This is a genomic window from Bacillus sp. FSL R5-0434 (genome assembly GCF_038004745.1).
GTDB lineage: Bacteria > Bacillota > Bacilli > Bacillales > Bacillaceae > Bacillus > Bacillus halotolerans.
This window is the reverse complement of record NZ_JBBORV010000001.1, coordinates 1,396,506-1,414,651: the sequence shown is the minus strand read 5'-3', so window position 1 is coordinate 1,414,651 and position 18,146 is coordinate 1,396,506. Positions and strand designations below refer to the sequence as shown.

The following is an 18,146-nucleotide window of genomic DNA, read 5'->3' as shown; positions in this document are numbered from 1 at the left end:
GGCCATTCGCGGCACACATAACAAGATATTACATAACTGGAGGTAATGACGATGGCAGTCACAAAAACACCTTTATACGAAACGTTAAATGAAAGCTCCGCTGTCGCACTGGCGGTGAAACTCGGCTTATTTCAAAGCAAAAGCACGCTGACATGCCAGGAGATCGGCGACGGAAATTTAAACTACGTCTTTCAAATTTATGACCAAGAAAATGACAGGGCTTTGATCATTAAACAGGCGGTTCCTTATGCAAAAGTTGTCGGGGAAAGCTGGCCGCTGACAATCGATCGGGCAAGAATCGAAAGCAGCGCACTGATCCGTCAGGGTGAACACGTCCCTCACCTCGTACCGAGAGTTTACTATTCAGATACTGAATTGGCGGTTACGGTCATGGAGGATCTTTCACATCTAAAGATCGCCAGAAAAGGACTTCTTGAAGGTGAAGTTTATCCAAATCTGTCACGAGACATTGGCGAATTTTTAGGAAAAACGCTTTTTTACTCTTCTGATTACGCACTTGAGCCTAAGGTAAAAAAACAGCTTGTTAAACAATTTACAAATCCTGAGCTCTGCGATATTACCGAAAGACTCGTATTTACAGATCCTTTCTTTGATCATGATACAAATGAATTTGAGGAAGAGCTTCGTCCATATGTTGAAAAGCTTTGGAAAAATGACAAGGTCAAAGTTGAAGCGGCTAAGCTGAAAAAGTCATTTTTAACATCTGCCGAAACGCTGATTCATGGCGATCTGCATACAGGAAGCATTTTTGCCAGCGAGCTTGAGACAAAGGTGATTGATCCTGAATTCGCTTTTTACGGACCAATCGGTTTTGATGTTGGCCAATTTATCGCCAACTTATTGTTAAATGCACTCAGCCGTGACGGTGCTGATCGAGAGCCATTATATGAACATGTAAAACAAGTGTGGGACACGTTTCAAACAACATTCAGTGAAGCCTGGGAGAAATACAGTCTCGATGTGTATGCCAAAATCGACGGTTATCTCGCTGATACACTCAGCCATATTTTTGAAGAGACAATTGGGTTTGCCGGCTGCGAACTGATACGCCGCACCGTTGGTCTTGCCCATGTGGCAGATCTGGATACAATCGTACCGTTTAATAAGCGAATCGAAAGAAAACGGCTGGCGCTGGAAACCGGTACTGCCTTCATCGAAAAACGTTCACAATTAAAAACCATAACGGATGTTATTGAATGTTTTAAGTTACTTGTAAAGGAATGATTCACCCATGACCAATTCATTTGCTGTTCCGCGTTCTGTTGAATGGAAAGAAACAGCCATTAAGATTTTAAATCAGCAAAAGCTTCCTGATGTTACGGAATATTTGGAGCTGACAACGAAAGAAGAAGTATTTGACGCGATTGTCTCACTTAAAGTTAGAGGAGCCCCGGCGATCGGCATTACGGCAGCATTTGGGCTCGCGCTGGCGGCAAAAAACATCGAAACTGATAATGTGGCGGAATTCCGCTGCGAATTGGATAACATCAAAAATTATTTGAACAGTTCAAGGCCGACAGCAATCAATTTATCATGGGCGCTCGAGAGACTAAGCCATTCAATTCAAAACGCCATTTCTGTAAATGAAGCAAAAACCAATCTTGTCCATGAAGCGATTCAGATTCAAGTCGAGGATGAAGAAACGTGCCGTATGATCGGCCAAAACGCGCTTCAGCTTTTCAAAAAAGGCGACAAGATTATGACAATCTGCAATGCCGGTTCTATCGCGACAAGCCGCTATGGAACCGCGCTTGCCCCGTTTTATTTGGCGAAACAAAAGGATTTGGGGCTTCATATTTATGCTTGTGAAACCAGACCGGTTCTTCAAGGGTCACGGCTTACTGCTTGGGAACTGATGCAGGGCGGTATTGACGTCACTCTGATTACGGACAGCATGGCAGCCCATACGATGAAAGAAAAACAAATTTCTGCCGTCATCGTCGGCGCGGACCGAATTGCAAAGAACGGAGATACCGCGAATAAAATTGGCACTTACGGACTTGCTATTTTAGCAAACGCCTTCGATATTCCGTTTTTTGTAGCAGCACCTTTATCTACTTTTGACACAAAAGTAAAAAGCGGGGCTGATATCCCGATTGAGGAACGGGACCCCGAAGAAGTCAGGAACATTTCCGGCGTCCGAACCGCTCCGGCTGAAGTGCCTGTCTTTAATCCTGCTTTTGATATTACACCACACCATCTTATTTCTGGGATCATCACTGAAAAAGGGATTATGACCGGTTCCTATGAAGAAGAAATTGAACAGCTGTTTACAGGCGAAAAGGTTCATTAAAAAACCGCTGAAGACTTTGCTCATATTGGGCCGAGTCAGCGGTTTTTTTGTTTGCTCATATTCATATCGATTATTTCATCTTTTTGAGCGCTGGATAAGATATGCAGTTTTACAAGCAGCTCGGCAAAAACGGCAATTTTCTCAGAGCGGCTCGGCTTCAATTGCTTTGTCCTCCTCTTTCATCAGACCAACTTTTTTAACTTAGTAAAATCATATGTCGGCGGCGAAAAAAGGGAACGTGCCATATGTTTTATTTTTCTTTATAGGAGATTTGCTCGATGCTAAGCAAATAAGCTTTGATGTCAGTTTTGCTTCCGGCATACCCTGTTAACGTGCTGTTTTTGCCGATCACTCTGTGGCACGGGACAAATATCGGCAGGTCATTTCGTTTATTTGCCTGTCCGACAGCGCGTACTGCTTTCGGACTTCCGACCGCTACGGCAATGTCAGCATAGCTTCGTGATTCGCCATACGGAATCATGGCAAGCGCCTCCCATACTTTTTGCTGAAAAGGCGTGCCCTTTTGGCTCAATGGCAGTGAGAATATCTTTCTTTCTCCCGCAAAATATTCGAGAAGCTGCTTTTTCGCTTCTGCCAAAAAAGCCGTCTCCAACTGCTCCGTATTCTCAACAGATTCTTTCCACTGCATCAAATCTTCCTTACTGAGGAAGAGACGGGTGATGCTGCCTTCTTCCTCGACAATCGCGAGCTCCCCGAGCGGCGTTTCCGCTGTCGTATAGTAATTCATTCGTCTAACCTTCTTTCTTCAAAATTCTGCCTGACGGGAAGTGTAAGATGGAAAACAGTCCCCTTTCCTTCTTCACTTTCCACCATTATTTTGCCTTGATGTTCTTCAATAATTTTATAGCTTACCATAAGCCCGAGTCCAGTTCCCCGTTCCTTTGTTGTATAAAATGGTTCTCCTAGACGCTTTAATTTATCCTCTGTGATTCCTACTCCTTCGTCTTTCAAAGATATAAGAATATGATCTTGATCAGCTTTTTTGATCGTCACATAAATATTGCCGCCGTCAGGCATGACTTCGATGGCGTTCTTTAATATATTGATAAAAACCTGTTTCAGCTGATTCGGTTCACAGTATATCGGCGGAATGTCTCCGACTAAATCCAGATGCATTTGTACGTTGCTGAGATTGGCTTGCGCGTTAAGAAGGTCTAATGTGTCTTTCATAATTTGTGTCACATGTTTTTCCTCATACATGATAGCCTGGGGCTTGGCTAAAATTAAAAACTCTGTGATGATGGATTCGATGCGCTTTAATTCTGAGGTGATGACGTTGAAGTAAAGAGAATAGTCTCCCTCCACACTCCCTTTCAGGAGCTGAATGAAGCCTTTAAGAGCTGTCATTGGATTTCTGATTTCGTGAGCGATACCGGCAGCGAGTTCTCCAACGACATGGAGAGTATCAGATTTGCGAAGACGCTCTTCCAGTTCTTTTCGCTCTGTGACATCTTTAAAGATAGCCAGGTTCATATTTTGAATAATATTTCGTTTAAACGAAAATTCTAGTTTTCGATTATCATTGCTGCTCAGCAAAAATGGAATCTCATTGTCCATTTCATCGAAATTAATCTGCCTTGCGGGCGATGCCAGATTTTCTATTTCATAGGAAGAAATAATATCAAGCAGGCTGTGTTTTTTCAGTTCTTCATGCGGCAGGCCCAAAATATTGCTCGCTAACGGGTTGGCGTCGATGATTCGGTACTGATTGTCGAATAATACGTTGCCGTCCATTGAGCCGTTGAACACTTTTCTGAATTTGAGCTCGCTTTCCCGAAGCTCCTTTTCCATCCGCTTTCGGTCACTGACATTTCTTAAAATTGTTAAGTGCTGGTTTTCAAGTATTGTCCGCTTTGAAGTGAATTCAAGCTCTTTGAACTGCCCGTTGCCCATTTGAAACAGCATCTCTTCTCTGATCTCACCGTATTTTGCATATTTTCTCTTCGTCAAGCTGTATTTCTGCTGAGAGTCTACGAGAAAATCACACAGCTTTCTTTTTAACAGCAAATTCATCGGCAGCTCAAAAATTTTACAGGCTGACTGATTGGCCTTAACGATTCTTCCGTCATTCGACCAGATGATAATGGCGTCCATGGCGTTTTCAAAAATTTCTCTGAAGCGCTCCTCACTTTTAAATAGCTGGAGCTCCATGGACCTCTTCTCTGTGATATCCCGCATAATCGACATATAAAAACCGCTGATGATATTAGACGTAATCGTAAATTCAAACAGCTTCTGATCTCCTGAACGAAGCCTGACAGGCAGCTCGCCTTTTGCTTTTCCCTTTCGATAAAGCGTGTGCCAAATATTATCGAAATCTTTTCGCGATCCGCTGTCTATGAATTGATACAGCGACAAATGTGACAGCTCATTCTGGTCGATTTCAAAGCTTTTGCAAAAGGACAGATTGGCATCAATAAAGCCGCCGTCTTTATCAAATAAGACGATTCCGTCGACAGCTCTGTCAAACAAGTCCTTAAAAAGCTGTTCATTCATGGAAAATTCCCGCTCCAAAATTTTCTTTGAAGAAATGTCTCTCATAACGACAAAAAAGAAATCCTCGCCAATCCCTCTTTTGGCAAGAAACTCAATATATTTTGTCGCTCCGCTGTCCAGCCTGATCGGAACCTCCTTCCACAGAAAACCTTTCTTAAAAAACTTCTTTACGGAAAGGTCCAGCTCATCCTTTGGAATAGAAAACAAAAAATCAAAAACGGAACGCTTTTTCAAACCTTCCGCATCTACTTGAAGCATCCTCGCTGTTGCTTCATTTGCCTGCACGATTTTCATTTCATTATCACATATAAAAATAGCATCGAGCGTATTGTTTACAATCACTTGATGCTGATGTAATTCCTTTTTCAGCCGATCATTTTCTTGTTTGAGGCGCTTCAGTTCCTCTTTCAGATCTGAATTTGTCTCGACATCGAGAGTTTCCATGCGTAAACACTCCTTCTTCAAAACCTATCCCTCAATATTTCTACATATTGCATGAACTTCCTTCATTCGCCCTATACATTTCAGAAAATTTCAGCGTGATTACATAAAGAAGACATTTTCAACGATCCTTACCGTCACTTTACATCGTCCTAACAATCAGACGTTTTTTCAAATCCTTTTTGATCTTTTATTTTAAAATAAATACCAACAGGGAATAATCTTTTAGTGACTGATTTAAAGAGAAGGTGATGCTATGAGTAAATCGCGAGACAGTTATTTTGACAATGCAAAATTCTTATTGATATTCCTTGTTGTATTCGGTCATATTCTTCGATCTTTTATTCATGATAACAATTTTATGCTCTACCTCTACAAGTTCATTTACACGTTCCACATGCCTGCCTTTATTCTTGTATCCGGTTATTTCGCCAAAGGTTTTAAACGCGCCGGATATGTGAAAAAGCTGGCGATCAAGCTGATTATTCCATATTTGATTTTCCAAAGCATCTATTCCGTCTTTTATTACATCATTCAAGACGAAAGCATGACAAATGTGAATCCGATTGATCCGCAATGGTCGTTATGGTTTCTGGTAAGCTTATTTTTCTGGAATATCCTGCTCTATCCTTTTTCAAAGCTTTCTAAGCATTGGGCGCTGTTTGTCAGCTGCGGCATCGCCGTGCTGATCGGCTATCTCGACTTTGTCAGCAGCACACTGAGCCTGTCCCGGACATTTGTATTCTTGCCGATGTTCCTTGTCGGATTTTACTCGAATAAACATCACTTTGATTTACTGAGATCAAAACGAGGCAAACAGATTGCGCTCGGTGTGCTCGCCGCCGTATTTGTCATCTGCTGGGGCATCGATTTTGACTATTCATGGCTGTTCGGCTCTAAGCCGTACTCATCATTTGGCGATGTCACCTTGGCAAGCGGCCTCTCCCGAATCGGCTGGTATGTACTTGCCTTTGCGGCAACCTTTAGCTTTTTAGCGCTTGTTCCGCAAAAACGCTATTTCTTTACTAAGTGGGGAACAAGGACATTTTACGTATACCTGCTCCACGGATTTATCATTAAAACACTCAGGCAGGTCGGGCTTGAGGATGGACTCACTGACTATCAAAACTTAGTCATCCTGCTGCTCTTAACTGCAGCCCTTACCTCCATTCTCTCAAGCAATTTCGTCAAAACGGTTGCTCAGCCGTTCATTGAACTGAGAATGACAGGCTTGCTGCAGCTAGTCAGAGGAAGCAGCAAAAATGCCTATTTAAAATAGCATAACACCTCTTAGGCGGCATGCCGCCTAAGAGGTGTTTTTTATTTTTGTTTTTTCTCTTTTTTCTTTTTCGGCTTTGTTACTTCAAGGGTTTCAATGATTTTCCCGGCGTTGTAATCCCCAAGCTCACTTGAGAATTCTTCCTCAAGCACCTTCTTATTCATCGGCTTTTTATGATTCTGCATGTCTTTGCTGTGCTGGTTCTTTTTCATGATCACGCGCCTCCTTGCTGACCTTGTTTGGAATTGCGATTGGCCCCTCGGAAATTCGGGTCGTCGTGATATTGAGTCTTATATGCATTTCTGTCCATACTCTCAGTCGGTGTATTGTTATTTTTTATGGCTTCATCGACCTCAGCCTTACGTTTCATAGAAATCCTCCTCGCCAGTATTTTCTAATTTTTATTTCGCTTGAAAATGCAGGCCAGCTGATTAACTGCAGCTGTTTATGTTAGGTTCTCCAACTGGTCCCGGGTCACACATCTTTTTTTTGGCAATAAAAAAACACCGCAGATGCGGTGTTTAATTATCCGATAATCACTCTTTCCTTCGGATAATGGTAATTTGCTTCAATTTCTTTTCTTCCGATCAGATAAAGGAAAGTCAATATTCCGATCCGCCCGATAAACATTACGATCATAATGACACATTTTCCTACGTTGCTCAAATCAGCGGTAATGCCAAGGGACAGACCAGTCGTTCCAAAGGCCGAACATACCTCAAACAAAAGCTCCAGCAGAGAATGCTTTTCTGTCACTGTAAGGATCAGTGTCGCTCCAAAAACGAGCAAAATCGCCATCATTGTGACCACAAGAGACTTCATCAGATCTGCTGGGTGCAGCTCCCGTTTGAATACTTTTACCGCTTTATTGCCGCGTGCAAAATGAAACAGCGCAAGCAGATTCAAGGCAAAAGTTGTTGTCCTTATGCCTCCCCCGACTGAGCTTGGCGACGCACCGATAAACATCAGCGCGCACATAAAAAACAACGTGGGATCCGACAGCTGGCTGATATCAATTGTTGCAAGCCCGCCGCTTCGGGTAGCTGTTGATTGAAACAAGGATAGAAACAAAATATCATGCCATGCCTTTCCTGCAAAAGAGTGGCTTGCTTCCAGCGCATAGATGCCGATGGCGCCAAACACTACGAGTGAGCCAAACATAATGGTCGTGATTTTTGTAAAAAGCGTAAACGGATATCTCCGATGCTTAGAAAACAAGAAGTCCTTTACTTCGACAAGCACCGGAAAGCCGATCGCTCCGAATATGATCAAAAGCATTGTAATAAACTGCACAAAATAATCATGGCGGAATGGAACCATGGAATTTCCTGTTATATCAAACCCGCCATTTGTGGTTGCGCTGACACTAGCAAAAAACCCGTGTAAATAAGCTTCCTGAAAGGAATCATAGTAGGTTAAAAAATAAGTGCCAAGTATGATTCCTCCAAAAAATTCAATCCACAATATAAGAAAAAGAACCTGCTTCATTAAATTGACAATACCTGAAAACTGGGATTGGTTTTGGTCTACCATAATCAATTTCCGTTCTTTAAGACCGATTCTTTTTCCCATGATCAGCCAAATAAACGTTCCGAGCGTCATAATCCCGATTCCGCCAAATTGCAGAACAAATGCCAAAATAAAAATGCCTGTAGTGCTGAATGTATCAGCTGTATCCACAACCGTCAGCCCCGTGACGCTGACTGAACTGACAGCCGTAAAAAGCGCGTCAATAAAAGTCCAATCCGCTCCCTGCTTATGGGCAGCCGGCAGGCTCAGCAATATCAGGGCCACAGTTACTGCGAGAAAGTAATATAATGCAATAAGCTGGGCCGGAGATAATGCCTGTATCAATTTTCCAAGCTTTAATCTCATGTGAAATCCTTCTGCCTCTCTTTTAAAGTACGGTAATTATTCTAAAGATATTAGATCCATTTTTAAAGGCTTTTGCGAAACATTTTCTTAACTTGCATATTTTTTTATTATTTTAGTCAAAGTGAAACAGAAAAAAAACCTCTGAGGGTTCTCAGAGGAAGGATGTTTTTATTTTATTTAGCTTCTAATCGTCTGATTCTTTCATCTAAATCAGGGTGAGTAGAGAAAAGCGATGACCGCTTCTTGCCATTAATCTTTAGTGTTTGGACAGCTGTCTGATCTTCTTCCATGATGCGGGAAGAATAGCTCTTAAGCGTTCGAAGAGCATGAATCATCTTATCCTTGCCGGCAAGATCCGCTCCTCCCCGGTCAGCATGGAATTCACGGTGGCGTGAATACGCAAAAACAACGAGGCTTCCGAGAATTGAAAAGACAATCTGAAACACAATCATTGCGATAAAATGAACAATCGGAGCAAGATCTTCCTTAACAAAGCGGCTCGCGATCCATGCAGCGATCCGTGATAAAAAGACGACGAAGGTATTCACAATACCTTGTAAAAGTGTCATTGTCACCATATCACCATTTGCAATATGAGCGACCTCATGGGCAAGCACGCCTTCAACCGCAGCATCATCCATTTGATCAAGCAGGCCTGACGACACAGCGACAAGAGAGCGGCGTTTTGAAGGGCCAGTCGCAAACGCGTTCACTTCGGATGAGCGGTAAATTCCGACCTCCGGCATCTTCGTTAAGCCGGCAGAGCGGCTTAATCTATAAACACGGTCAACCAATTGCTGCTCTTCATGGCTAAGTGTATGTTTCTCCGGATTCAGCACTCTGACGCCCATCATTGTCTTTGCCATCCATCTGGACATCGCAAGAGACGTAAAGGAACCGACAAAACCGACGACTAAACTGAATACAAGAAGCGCAATAGGATCTATACCGCCATCAGCTGTAAAGTACGTCCCAACTCCAGTGACAGAGCTTATGACAGATAAAACAATTCCGATCGTTGTAAGCACCAAAATATTCGTTAAAATAAACAGAAAAATTCTTTTCGCCATAATAACCTCCGTTATTTTTAAGATCAAATGAACCTGTATATTTAAATTATAAAACATCTGTTTGAAAATGCAAGGATTTAGACGTATGATGTTAATGTATTACTGACGCTTTAATAGTGCATTTATACATAGAGATTATATCCGCGTCAAATTGTCTTGAAGAGGTGAACAATGAATATTTTTAAACTCACTCGAATTGAGATGGTACGGCTGCTCTATTCCCTTAAAGGCCTGGGAGACATTAGCCCGCTCGACATCCTCGTTAAATCGGCAAATATGTCAGCGGAAGAAGCGGCAAGCCATCTTCAAATTCCAGAATTTCTTACAAGATATGAACGAAAAAAACAGAAAAAAGAATACGGCCTGTCAACCAACGAAATCGTTGAGCTTGGCAATTTATGCGAGCTGACTTCGTTAAAGTCAACCGCGATTCAAAATTGGGTGAAACGCGATATCAAAGACCTTATTGGCCATCCTGAGCTGGGTAAAAAGTATTCAGTTGAACAGGCAGTGATTCTTTTAATTGTACGTGACCTAAAATCCATTTATGACTTTGAACACATACGAGCTATCTTAAAAGTTGCTTTTAACACCATCTCAGACAGATCTGATGATGTCATCAGCCCGTTAGCGTACTATGAAAGCTGCGCGCATGTGCTGCATGCCATTTATCACCAAGATACTCCTTCCATGAAGGAATCAAACCTCCAGCAGATTGTCGAACAGGAAACAGACCTTCTTCGTCACCATTTTGAAGAGCTGAGTGACGCCCAATGGGTCAAAATCAGGCAGATTATTGCCATTACAGTTCTCTCCATTTTGACGTTCCATATTCAGGCGACCGCGAACAAAATGACCGCTGACATACTGTAATCAGGAGGTACCCCCGGCAAATTGCCGGGGGTTTCTTATTCCCCCACAACAATTGCCAGCATAAATAAACCCCGTACATTTCAAACTAAATACGCATTAAGAATTTCTTAATAGAAAAAGGAGATGAAAAAAGATGGCGAGCAGAAATAAACTCGTTGTTCCAGGGGTGGAGCAGGCACTAGACCAATTTAAACTTGAAGTGGCTCAAGAATTCGGTGTGAACCTTGGTTCTGATACAGTTTCACGCGCTAACGGCTCTGTAGGCGGGGAAATGACAAAGCGTCTGGTTCAGCAGGCACAATCACAGCTAAATGGCACAAATAAATAAACTCAGGACTCTATTCGCCGGGGGCACTCGGCGAATCTTCTGTTTGAGCTGATTCATTATTGCTGCTGTAGCCATTTGGGTTACGGTGGTAAGAAGCATTATCCCGATTAGATGAGGAATGATCCTTTCCTTTTTCACCGTTATTCCAATTTTTGCGATTTTTGCTATTCTGTTCACCATTGTCTTCTTCTTCATTTCCGTTATCTTGAGGAACTTGTGTAGGGGTTTGCTCAGTATCCCCATCTTTTTCAACTTTCGTGTTTTCATCTGATTCCTTTACATCTTTATTCTGTTCACTATCATCATTCTGCGTGTCAGTTGTATCTTCTTTCTGTGAATCCGTATCATCCAGCTGTTCATTTTCTCCTTGTTTGCTGTCCTGATCGTCTGTCTGATTCGTGTTTTCTTCCTCGTTGCCGGTATTTTTTTGATCCTCTTCCCCGGATTTTTGAGAATCTTCATTTGGATCTTTCATGTTATTCTTTTCATTCGATTTTATGTAGCTGCCTGTTGATACGCCTTCCTTTTTTGCTTTTTCTCTCGTTTTCATATCTGTTTCGAGAGATTCCATGCGGTATGTCGTTTTATATTTTTCCGTTACATCATTCAGCTGTTTTTTTACTCCTGATTTATATGTATCGTCATCCGTATTTTCATAAACAGTGGAAATCAATATTTCTTTCGATTCCTTTACATATCCATGCTCGCTGCAATCCGTAATAATATCGTCTATCACCTTTTTAAAATCAGTCTCCTCCCAATCATCGATGTCACTGATAACCTTCTTGCCGTCATCATTTAAGGGCGTCAGTTCGATCACTTCGTAATCGCTGTTTAACGCCATTTCGAAGCTTGGATTGATATCTATTGTCATATACGCATAGGCCTTGTCATTAGAGAAAACGGGGAGAATAATAAAAATAAAAAGCATAATAGCAGTCATCGAAAAAATCCCCATTTTGAAAGGGCGCAGTCTTAAAACATCAAAAAAGCTGGCCCTTCTGCCCATGCGTGTCTCACTCGGAAGCATGATTTCTTCTCCGATTTCATATGTTTGGCGATCATTTTTTGCTTTTAAAAATTGTCCGTCAGGGGTCAGCAACGTGACGAATTTTTTATTTTTCTCTACTATGATCCCTCTTCTCATGAGTGCAGCACCCCTTTAAGATAATCTTTTAAATAAATATAATCACCGGTAATGATAATGCACATTGCAATGATATATTTTCTGTTTCGCTCAATCGTTTTTCTGCTTACTGAAACGAGCTGTTCGAGCTGTTTAACAGGAAGCTGTTTCTTCGTATAAAGAATCGCAGCTAATTCTTCATGCTCGACAAGGGTGAGCGCTACCTTTATGGCGTTTTGCCTTGCGTCCGCATGCTTTGGAGAATGTTCAAGCAGCTCTTGAAATGAAAGTCCGTAGTCTTTGAGTTGCTTTTGAAAATACAGAATTTCCTCCCGCCTCTGTTCCTGTTCTATCTGGCGGCGGTATTCATCAATAGAAAGCTCGGCTTCAATCAGGCTTTGTGAGGATTCCTGATCGTCACCCTCCTGTAAATCCATATTAATATTTTGAGCGGTTCTTGCTTCTTTTCTAATGTAATCAATGACTTTTCTTTTTATAATAAGCTCTGCGAATGCGAGCAGCGAATTTCCCTTTTCAGGTGAGTACTTTTCAATAGCTTCGTTAAATGCAATCAGTCCGATGCTGAACTCATCGTCTTTTTCATCTATATATCGTTTACAAACGGATGAAACCGTCTTTGCGATAAATGGCTTATATTGCTGTATCAACTCGTTTTGCAGATCTTTATTGCCTTTTTGTATGCTTTCAACAGATTTTTCAAGCGTTTGCTTCTTTTTTCCCAATTTAAACAAAAGGCTAAGCACTGGTTTCACCTCAGTTCCTCCCTATAACTACTCATTAATGATAGCTAATTTGATAGGGAATCGCAAAGGAGAAAAAGAAATATTGATTTCCAATGTCTCAATTATGACAATCCATTCTCACGTACTATACAGGATTTCGTGCCTTTAAAGAGAATTTTGGGGGTTTTAAAAGAGGTTTTTGTAACAAAGCTGTTATAAAAATGTTATTTTATTTCGTCTGTGAAAACGCTTCAAACATGAAAAGACTCTGCTTTTCAGCAGAGTCTTTATGATTAAGCCCTTTCTTGGCTTCTGTTATTTTGTTCGTTTTGTGCGTCTTCCGCCTGTTTTTTTGAGCCTGACATAAACCAGCCGCAAACTGCGATCGCCGCTAAGACACCCCAGAAAATCAGCTTCCATGTCCCTGAGTGGATAAAGTGCGAGGACACTATGGCGATGTCATCATGTGCGAGTGTATATAAAGCAAGCTTTACCCCGACCCATCCGACAATAACAAATGCTGCTGTTTCTAGGCTTGGACGTTCCTTTAAAAGCTTAACAAACATCGATGCCGCAAACCGCATAATCACCAGTCCGATAATGCCTCCGGCCAAAATAACGAAGAATTGTCCTCCATCAAGTCCGCCGATCTTTGGAAGTGAAGTTCCCGGCAGCGTAACGGCCAGAGCGACTGCCGCTAAGATGGAGTCAACAGCAAAAGCGATATCTGCCAGTTCAACCTTTAATACAGTCGGCCAAAATCCGCTTTGCTTCGTCACCTTATGATTGTCTTCTTTCTTAAATACATATCTTTTGAGCAAGTGGCTTGCTGCAATATACAGCAAGTAGATCGCGCCAATGGCTTGAACCTGCCATACGTTCACCAAAAAAGAAATAGCGAATAAAGAGCCAAATCGCAGAACAAAGGCGCCTGCCAGCCCATAAAACAATGCCTTCTTTCTTTGCTCCTCCGGCAAATGTTTTACCATAACCGCCATCACTAAAGCGTTATCGGCGGCTAAAATACCTTCCAGCCCGATCAAGACGAGAAGAACCCAACCATACTCCAATAATAATGCTGCATCCATAAATGATACCCTCCCAAAAAAGTTGTTTTCTTTCTCTTCATCCGATCTTATGCCGGCCGGACATGCAAAAAAGACCTTTGCCGACATAAGGCAAAGGTCTTGCTAGACATGAATTCAGGCATGCCAACAAAGCCGATGGATATCACTATCCATGAAATGACGACTTTGTTTCCGGAACATTCCGGACGCTACTCCCCTTTGGGATTTCAAGAAATATCATATTATATGTCAATGATATGCGGAGTGAGTTTATTTGTCAACGCTTATTTTTTAAAAAAACTGAAAAATGTTCAGACTGCATTCGTTTTTTCCTCTTTTTTATCACTAAATAGAGAACAAACAAGATCAAAATGGCGATCCCGATCGGAAGCATATATTGGTCTAGAATAGAGCCAACGTCTTTCCAATTTTCTCCGAGCTTCACACCGAGATATACATAAACAAATGTGATCGGCAGCATGGCGATAAACGTGTAGAGAGAAAACACCCAGACATTCATTTTTGCGATGCCGCATGGTATGGAAATCAGTGTGCGGATCCCCGGCAGGAAGCGGCCGCTGAAAGCGACAAAACCGCCATGTTTTTTAAAAAATTCATCCGATTTGTCAAGAGCCTCAGGCTTTATAAAGAAGTACTTTCCGAAACGTTCAAGAAACGGCCTGCCTCCATAACGCCCGATCCAATACAGGGTGAGCGGACCGGCGACTCCTCCTAATGATCCTGCCAGAACAGCGCCGGCAAGCGTCATGTCACCTTTCGATACCCAATAACCTGCAAGCGGAAGGACAATTTCGGCCGGAATAAATTCAATACAGAGCGCCAGAAAAATTCCGAAATAAGATAAGCTTTTAAATGCTTCTATCCAGGACATAACCAATTCTTCGATCATCTTCACTTCCCTTTTCCCTGATCTATGTATACACATTTTTGTTTTTCACTCAAAACATCAAAATGATTTTAACATATTTTTGACGGTCAGCAGAACTAAAAACAGAGAATCTTCATTTCAAGCGTTTTTCTGACAATTTCTCCAGGCATATAGACTGAAATTCTTTAGCTGACAGCCGATATTAAGGAGAGTCAACAAGACTGGAACACACGGGGGAATCTCCATATGGAATTACACGCAACGTATAATACAACACTCATATGTTTATCTATTCTTATTGCTTGCGCAGCATCGTTCACCTCCCTTGAACTTTCAAGAAAAGTCACCATTCATACAGGATTAAAAAGCAAGGTATGGCTGATTGCAGGCTCTATCATTATGGGCTTTGGGATTTGGTCCATGCATTTTATCGGCATGATGGCTGTTCATACGGAGATGCCGATGCATTATGAACTGGCGCCTTTAGTTGCCTCGATTGCAGCTGCTGTTTCTGGATCATTTGTTTCTTTATATATCGTCAGCCGTTATATCCTAACCTTTTACAGGCTGCTTACAGGATCGGTGGTGCTGGGTGCATCGATTTCGTCTATGCATTATATCGGAATGTCTTCCATTTCCCGGGTAATGATGATGTATGAACCGCTGCTTTTTACATTATCCATTGTCATTGCCATTGGAGCTTCTTTCGTCTCGCTAAAGATTTTCTTTGACTTGTCCATAAAAAAACCTGCAGACCATTTGCTGATTTATAAAATAATCAGTGCCTTAATAATGGGAATTGGCATATCGGGAATGCATTATACAGGAATGATGGCCGCTACATTTTATGAGGATGTTGCACCTCCCGACCATCATATGGAAGTCCATACATTCGATTGGTCTATTCTGATTGCCTTAATCGTCTTCTGTATTCAAACGTTATTATTATTCAGTTCTCATGCTGATCGAAAATTCATGAAACAAAATGAACGCATGAAGGATAACGAACAGCGGTTTCAATCTTTAATCATTCATAATATTGATGCGATCTTTATCCTGTCATTAAAAGGAGATATTATTTCTTCTAATCATGCTGGTGAGGATATGATGAATAACTTCGGCCTAAACCATCAAAATTGGAATCATTATATGTCGCCAAAAATCAATGCGCTTTTTAAGCAGGTCAAAAGCGAAAAACAAGCCATTAACAGCGATACCAATCTTATGACGGACAAAGGCCAGTTTCATTTGAATATTACGTTTATTCCTGTTGAGGTGAACCAAGAACTGGACAGCATATATGTCATCTGTAAAGATGTGACAAAACAGTACAGGGCCGAAAAAAAAATCCATAGAATGGCTCATTACGACTCACTTACAGATTTACCCAACAGAAGACATGCGATCTCCCATTTAACAAAAGTCTTGAATCGCGAGCATGCCTTGGATTATAACACCGTGGTATTTTTCTTAGATTTGAACCGGTTTAAAGTGATAAATGACGCATTAGGCCATAATGTCGGCGATCAGCTGCTCCAGCTCGCGGCTAAACGGCTTTCATCCGTTATACCGGATAATGGATTTATCGCACGGCTTGGGGGTGACGAATTCATTATTATTATGACTGACGCCAATACTGGAACAGGCGAAGCCGATGTGTTGGCTAAAAAAATCATTCAGCAATTCAAAAAGCCATTTAAAATTCAGGAACACACCCTTATTACATCCGTCAGCATCGGAATTGCGATTTCTCCTAAAGACGGAACAGACGGCCCTGAATTGATGAAAAAAGCAGATATGGCAATGTATGCGGCCAAAGAGCGAAACAAAAGCAAATACAGATACTACTCTTTCTCAATCGGCAATAAAGAAACCGTCAAGCTTAATCAAGAAATGGAGCTGAGGGAAGCGATTGATAACAAAAGATTTGTCTTGCACTATCAGCCGCAATTCAGTACAAGAGATCAAAAAATGACAGGTGCTGAAGCGCTCATACGCCTTGTCACTCCCGACGGCAATCTGCGTCCTCCTGGAGAATTCATCGGTGTTGCCGAAGAAACCGGCCTTATTATTGATATTGGAAAGTGGATTATTGATGAGGCGTGCAGGCAGGCAAAAGTGTGGCACGACAAAGGATTTGATCTTTCTGTCGCCATTAATATTTCCGCCAGACAGTTTCAATCGGAGGAACTGATTCCGCTCATCAAGAATACACTTTCTAAATACATGCTTCCCCCTCGCCTTCTTGAAGTTGAAGTAACAGAAAGCATGACTATGGATAATCTTGACCACTCCAAAAAGGTTCTATCTTCTTTAACCAAATTAGGCATCAGGATCAGCATTGACGATTTTGGCACGGGGCATAGTTCTCTAAGTTATTTAAAGGACTTTCCGATCCACAGGCTGAAAATCGATAAATCATTCATCGATGATATTCAGACACACCCAAAATCAGAACAAATTACAGGTGCCATTATTGCCATGGGCCATCAGCTGTCTTTACAAGTCATTGCCGAAGGCGTGGAAAACTCCGGCCAAAAACAGCTGCTTGACGAAAAAGGCTGTGACCATTTACAGGGCTTCTTTTTCAGCAGGCCGATACCGCCCGAACAGCTTGAACACTTGATATTGAACCAGCCGCCGCGTTAACAGCGCCGGCTGTTTTTTTATACCCATAAGTTACTACACATGAATCCCCCTTCTCATCTCCACAATAATGAAAAAAAGGGGTTCATCGATATGCATACAATGTGGAAGGGATCCATCAGCTTCGGTTTGGTGAATATCCCCATCAAGCTTTATGCCGCCACAGAAGACAAAGACATCAAACTGCGAAGCCTTCATAAAGAAGATCATGCGCCAATTAAATATGAAAAAATGTGCACCAACTGCGAAAAAACGCTCAGCCCTGACGAAATTGTGAAGGGATATGAATACGTAAAAGGAAAATATGTCGTGCTGACTGATGAAGATTTAAAAAGCCTAAAGCAGGAGCATGAAGAGAAAGCAGTTGAAATTGTCGATTTTGTTCAGCTGCAGGAAATTGACCCGATATATTTTAACCGCTCCTACTTTGTCGGACCCGGAGATAACGGCACGAAAGCCTATACTCTTCTTCGCGAGGCGCTTCGCTCCACCGGAAAGATCGGGATCGCCAATATGACGATCAGGTCTAAACAGCAGCTTGCCATTCTCCGCGTATATGAAAATTGCATCGTAATGGAATCCATTCATTATCCCGATGAGGTCCGTAGTGCTGCCCACGTACCCGGAGTGCCTGATCAATCAAATGTAAATGATAAAGAATTGCAAACCGCCATTACACTGATAGATGAGCTGACAACTGAATTTCAGCCGGAACAATATGAGGACACGTATCGAAAAGCCTTGCTGCAAAGAGTCAATGATAAGCTGGAAAATAAAGAAACAGCCGTCACTCCTGACAAAGCGCCTCCTCGTGAGGATGTGATCGACCTGGTCAGCGCACTTCAAGCCAGCATCGATCGAACCAAAAGGCCGAATCGGGAAAAACCAGCGGCAGCACCAGCCGAAGGCGGAGAACCGAAAGGAGCCGGAGAAAAAAAGCAGAAAACCACTAGAAAAAAAGTCTCCGGCACATCATAA

18 protein-coding genes are annotated in these 18,146 nt (G+C 42.0%); 7 read left to right on the top strand and 11 right to left on the bottom strand.

What is annotated here, in order from left to right; genetic code table 11:
• Positions 1-51 precede the first annotated feature (51 nt).
• Positions 52-1,245 (top strand): S-methyl-5-thioribose kinase, encoded by a 1,194-nt coding sequence (gene mtnK, locus NYE43_RS07380; protein ID WP_341061432.1) that lies wholly within the window; start codon positions 52-54, stop codon positions 1,243-1,245.
• Between the two features lie 7 nt (positions 1,246-1,252).
• Positions 1,253-2,314, top strand: a complete 1,062-nt coding sequence (gene mtnA, locus NYE43_RS07375; RefSeq protein WP_103671600.1) for an S-methyl-5-thioribose-1-phosphate isomerase — start codon at positions 1,253-1,255, stop codon at positions 2,312-2,314.
• A 35-nt stretch (positions 2,315-2,349) separates the two neighbouring features.
• Here mtnA and NYE43_RS07370 read toward each other — a convergent pair whose 3' ends face one another.
• The 3 genes from NYE43_RS07370 to NYE43_RS07360 form a co-directional block, all read right to left on the bottom strand.
• A complete protein-coding gene (locus NYE43_RS07370) occupies positions 2,350-2,475 on the bottom strand; it encodes a hypothetical protein (RefSeq protein ID WP_024121158.1) in 126 nt (41 codons plus the stop codon).
• A gap of 89 nt (positions 2,476-2,564) precedes the next feature.
• Entirely contained in the window at positions 2,565-3,062 is a 498-nt protein-coding gene (locus NYE43_RS07365; protein ID WP_268543638.1) for a methylated-DNA--[protein]-cysteine S-methyltransferase, read from the bottom strand.
• Positions 3,059-5,275: a PAS domain-containing sensor histidine kinase gene (locus NYE43_RS07360; protein WP_024121156.1), complete on the bottom strand. Its 2,217-nt coding sequence runs from the start codon at positions 5,273-5,275 to the stop codon at positions 3,059-3,061. The genes NYE43_RS07365 and NYE43_RS07360 overlap by 4 nt, the downstream gene beginning before the upstream one ends.
• A 253-nt stretch (positions 5,276-5,528) precedes the next feature.
• Here NYE43_RS07360 and NYE43_RS07355 point away from each other — a divergent pair, with 253 nt between their 5' ends.
• Positions 5,529-6,551, top strand: a complete 1,023-nt coding sequence (locus NYE43_RS07355) for an acyltransferase family protein (protein ID WP_341061428.1) — start codon at positions 5,529-5,531, stop codon at positions 6,549-6,551.
• 41 nt (positions 6,552-6,592) lie between these two features.
• Here the strand turns inward: NYE43_RS07355 and NYE43_RS07350 are convergent, their stop codons facing one another.
• From NYE43_RS07350 to htpX, 4 genes are all read right to left on the bottom strand, one after another.
• Positions 6,593-6,763 (bottom strand): hypothetical protein, encoded by a 171-nt coding sequence (locus NYE43_RS07350; protein WP_024121154.1) that lies wholly within the window; start codon positions 6,761-6,763, stop codon positions 6,593-6,595.
• A 2-nt stretch (positions 6,764-6,765) separates the two neighbouring features.
• Entirely contained in the window at positions 6,766-6,921 is a 156-nt protein-coding gene (locus NYE43_RS07345) for a hypothetical protein (protein ID WP_024121153.1), read from the bottom strand.
• A gap of 155 nt (positions 6,922-7,076) precedes the next feature.
• Positions 7,077-8,426, bottom strand: a complete 1,350-nt coding sequence (gene ktrD, locus NYE43_RS07340) for a Ktr system potassium transporter KtrD (protein ID WP_024121152.1) — start codon at positions 8,424-8,426, stop codon at positions 7,077-7,079.
• Positions 8,427-8,599: 173 nt separating this feature from the next.
• Positions 8,600-9,496 (bottom strand): protease HtpX, encoded by an 897-nt coding sequence (gene htpX, locus NYE43_RS07335; protein ID WP_095713445.1) that lies wholly within the window; start codon positions 9,494-9,496, stop codon positions 8,600-8,602.
• 171 nt (positions 9,497-9,667) lie between these two features.
• Here htpX and NYE43_RS07330 point away from each other — a divergent pair, with 171 nt between their 5' ends.
• Positions 9,668-10,369 carry a DUF1836 domain-containing protein gene (locus tag NYE43_RS07330; protein WP_024121150.1) on the top strand — a complete coding sequence of 234 codons (702 nt, stop codon included), beginning with the start codon at positions 9,668-9,670 and terminating at the stop codon, positions 10,367-10,369.
• Positions 10,370-10,502: 133 nt separating this feature from the next.
• Entirely contained in the window at positions 10,503-10,697 is a 195-nt protein-coding gene (gene sspD / locus NYE43_RS07325) for an acid-soluble spore protein SspD (RefSeq protein WP_010333988.1), read from the top strand.
• A 10-nt stretch (positions 10,698-10,707) separates the two neighbouring features.
• Here the strand turns inward: sspD and NYE43_RS07320 are convergent, their stop codons facing one another.
• The 4 genes from NYE43_RS07320 to NYE43_RS07305 all read right to left on the bottom strand — a co-directional run bounded on the left by NYE43_RS07320 (position 10,708) and on the right by NYE43_RS07305 (position 14,579).
• Positions 10,708-11,844 (bottom strand): anti-sigma-I factor RsgI family protein, encoded by a 1,137-nt coding sequence (locus tag NYE43_RS07320; protein ID WP_185848017.1) that lies wholly within the window; start codon positions 11,842-11,844, stop codon positions 10,708-10,710.
• Positions 11,841-12,596 (bottom strand): RNA polymerase sigma factor SigI, encoded by a 756-nt coding sequence (gene sigI, locus NYE43_RS07315; RefSeq protein WP_044156149.1) that lies wholly within the window; start codon positions 12,594-12,596, stop codon positions 11,841-11,843. The genes NYE43_RS07320 and sigI overlap by 4 nt, the downstream gene beginning before the upstream one ends.
• 263 nt (positions 12,597-12,859) lie before the next feature.
• Positions 12,860-13,654, bottom strand: coding sequence for a TerC family protein (locus tag NYE43_RS07310; RefSeq protein ID WP_095713447.1), 795 nt, complete (start codon positions 13,652-13,654; stop codon positions 12,860-12,862).
• Positions 13,655-13,910: 256 nt separating this feature from the next.
• Positions 13,911-14,579 carry a DedA family protein gene (locus NYE43_RS07305; protein ID WP_095713448.1) on the bottom strand — a complete coding sequence of 223 codons (669 nt, stop codon included), beginning with the start codon at positions 14,577-14,579 and terminating at the stop codon, positions 13,911-13,913.
• 189 nt (positions 14,580-14,768) lie between these two features.
• Here NYE43_RS07305 and NYE43_RS07300 point away from each other — a divergent pair, with 189 nt between their 5' ends.
• Together NYE43_RS07300 and ku are read left to right on the top strand one after the other, a co-directional pair.
• Positions 14,769-17,171 carry a bifunctional diguanylate cyclase/phosphodiesterase gene (locus NYE43_RS07300; RefSeq protein ID WP_142367101.1) on the top strand — a complete coding sequence of 801 codons (2,403 nt, stop codon included), beginning with the start codon at positions 14,769-14,771 and terminating at the stop codon, positions 17,169-17,171.
• Positions 17,172-17,261: 90 nt separating this feature from the next.
• The gene (gene ku, locus NYE43_RS07295) at positions 17,262-18,146 is read left to right on the top strand and encodes a non-homologous end joining protein Ku (protein WP_024121144.1); all 885 of its coding nucleotides are present in this window, start codon (positions 17,262-17,264) and stop codon (positions 18,144-18,146) included.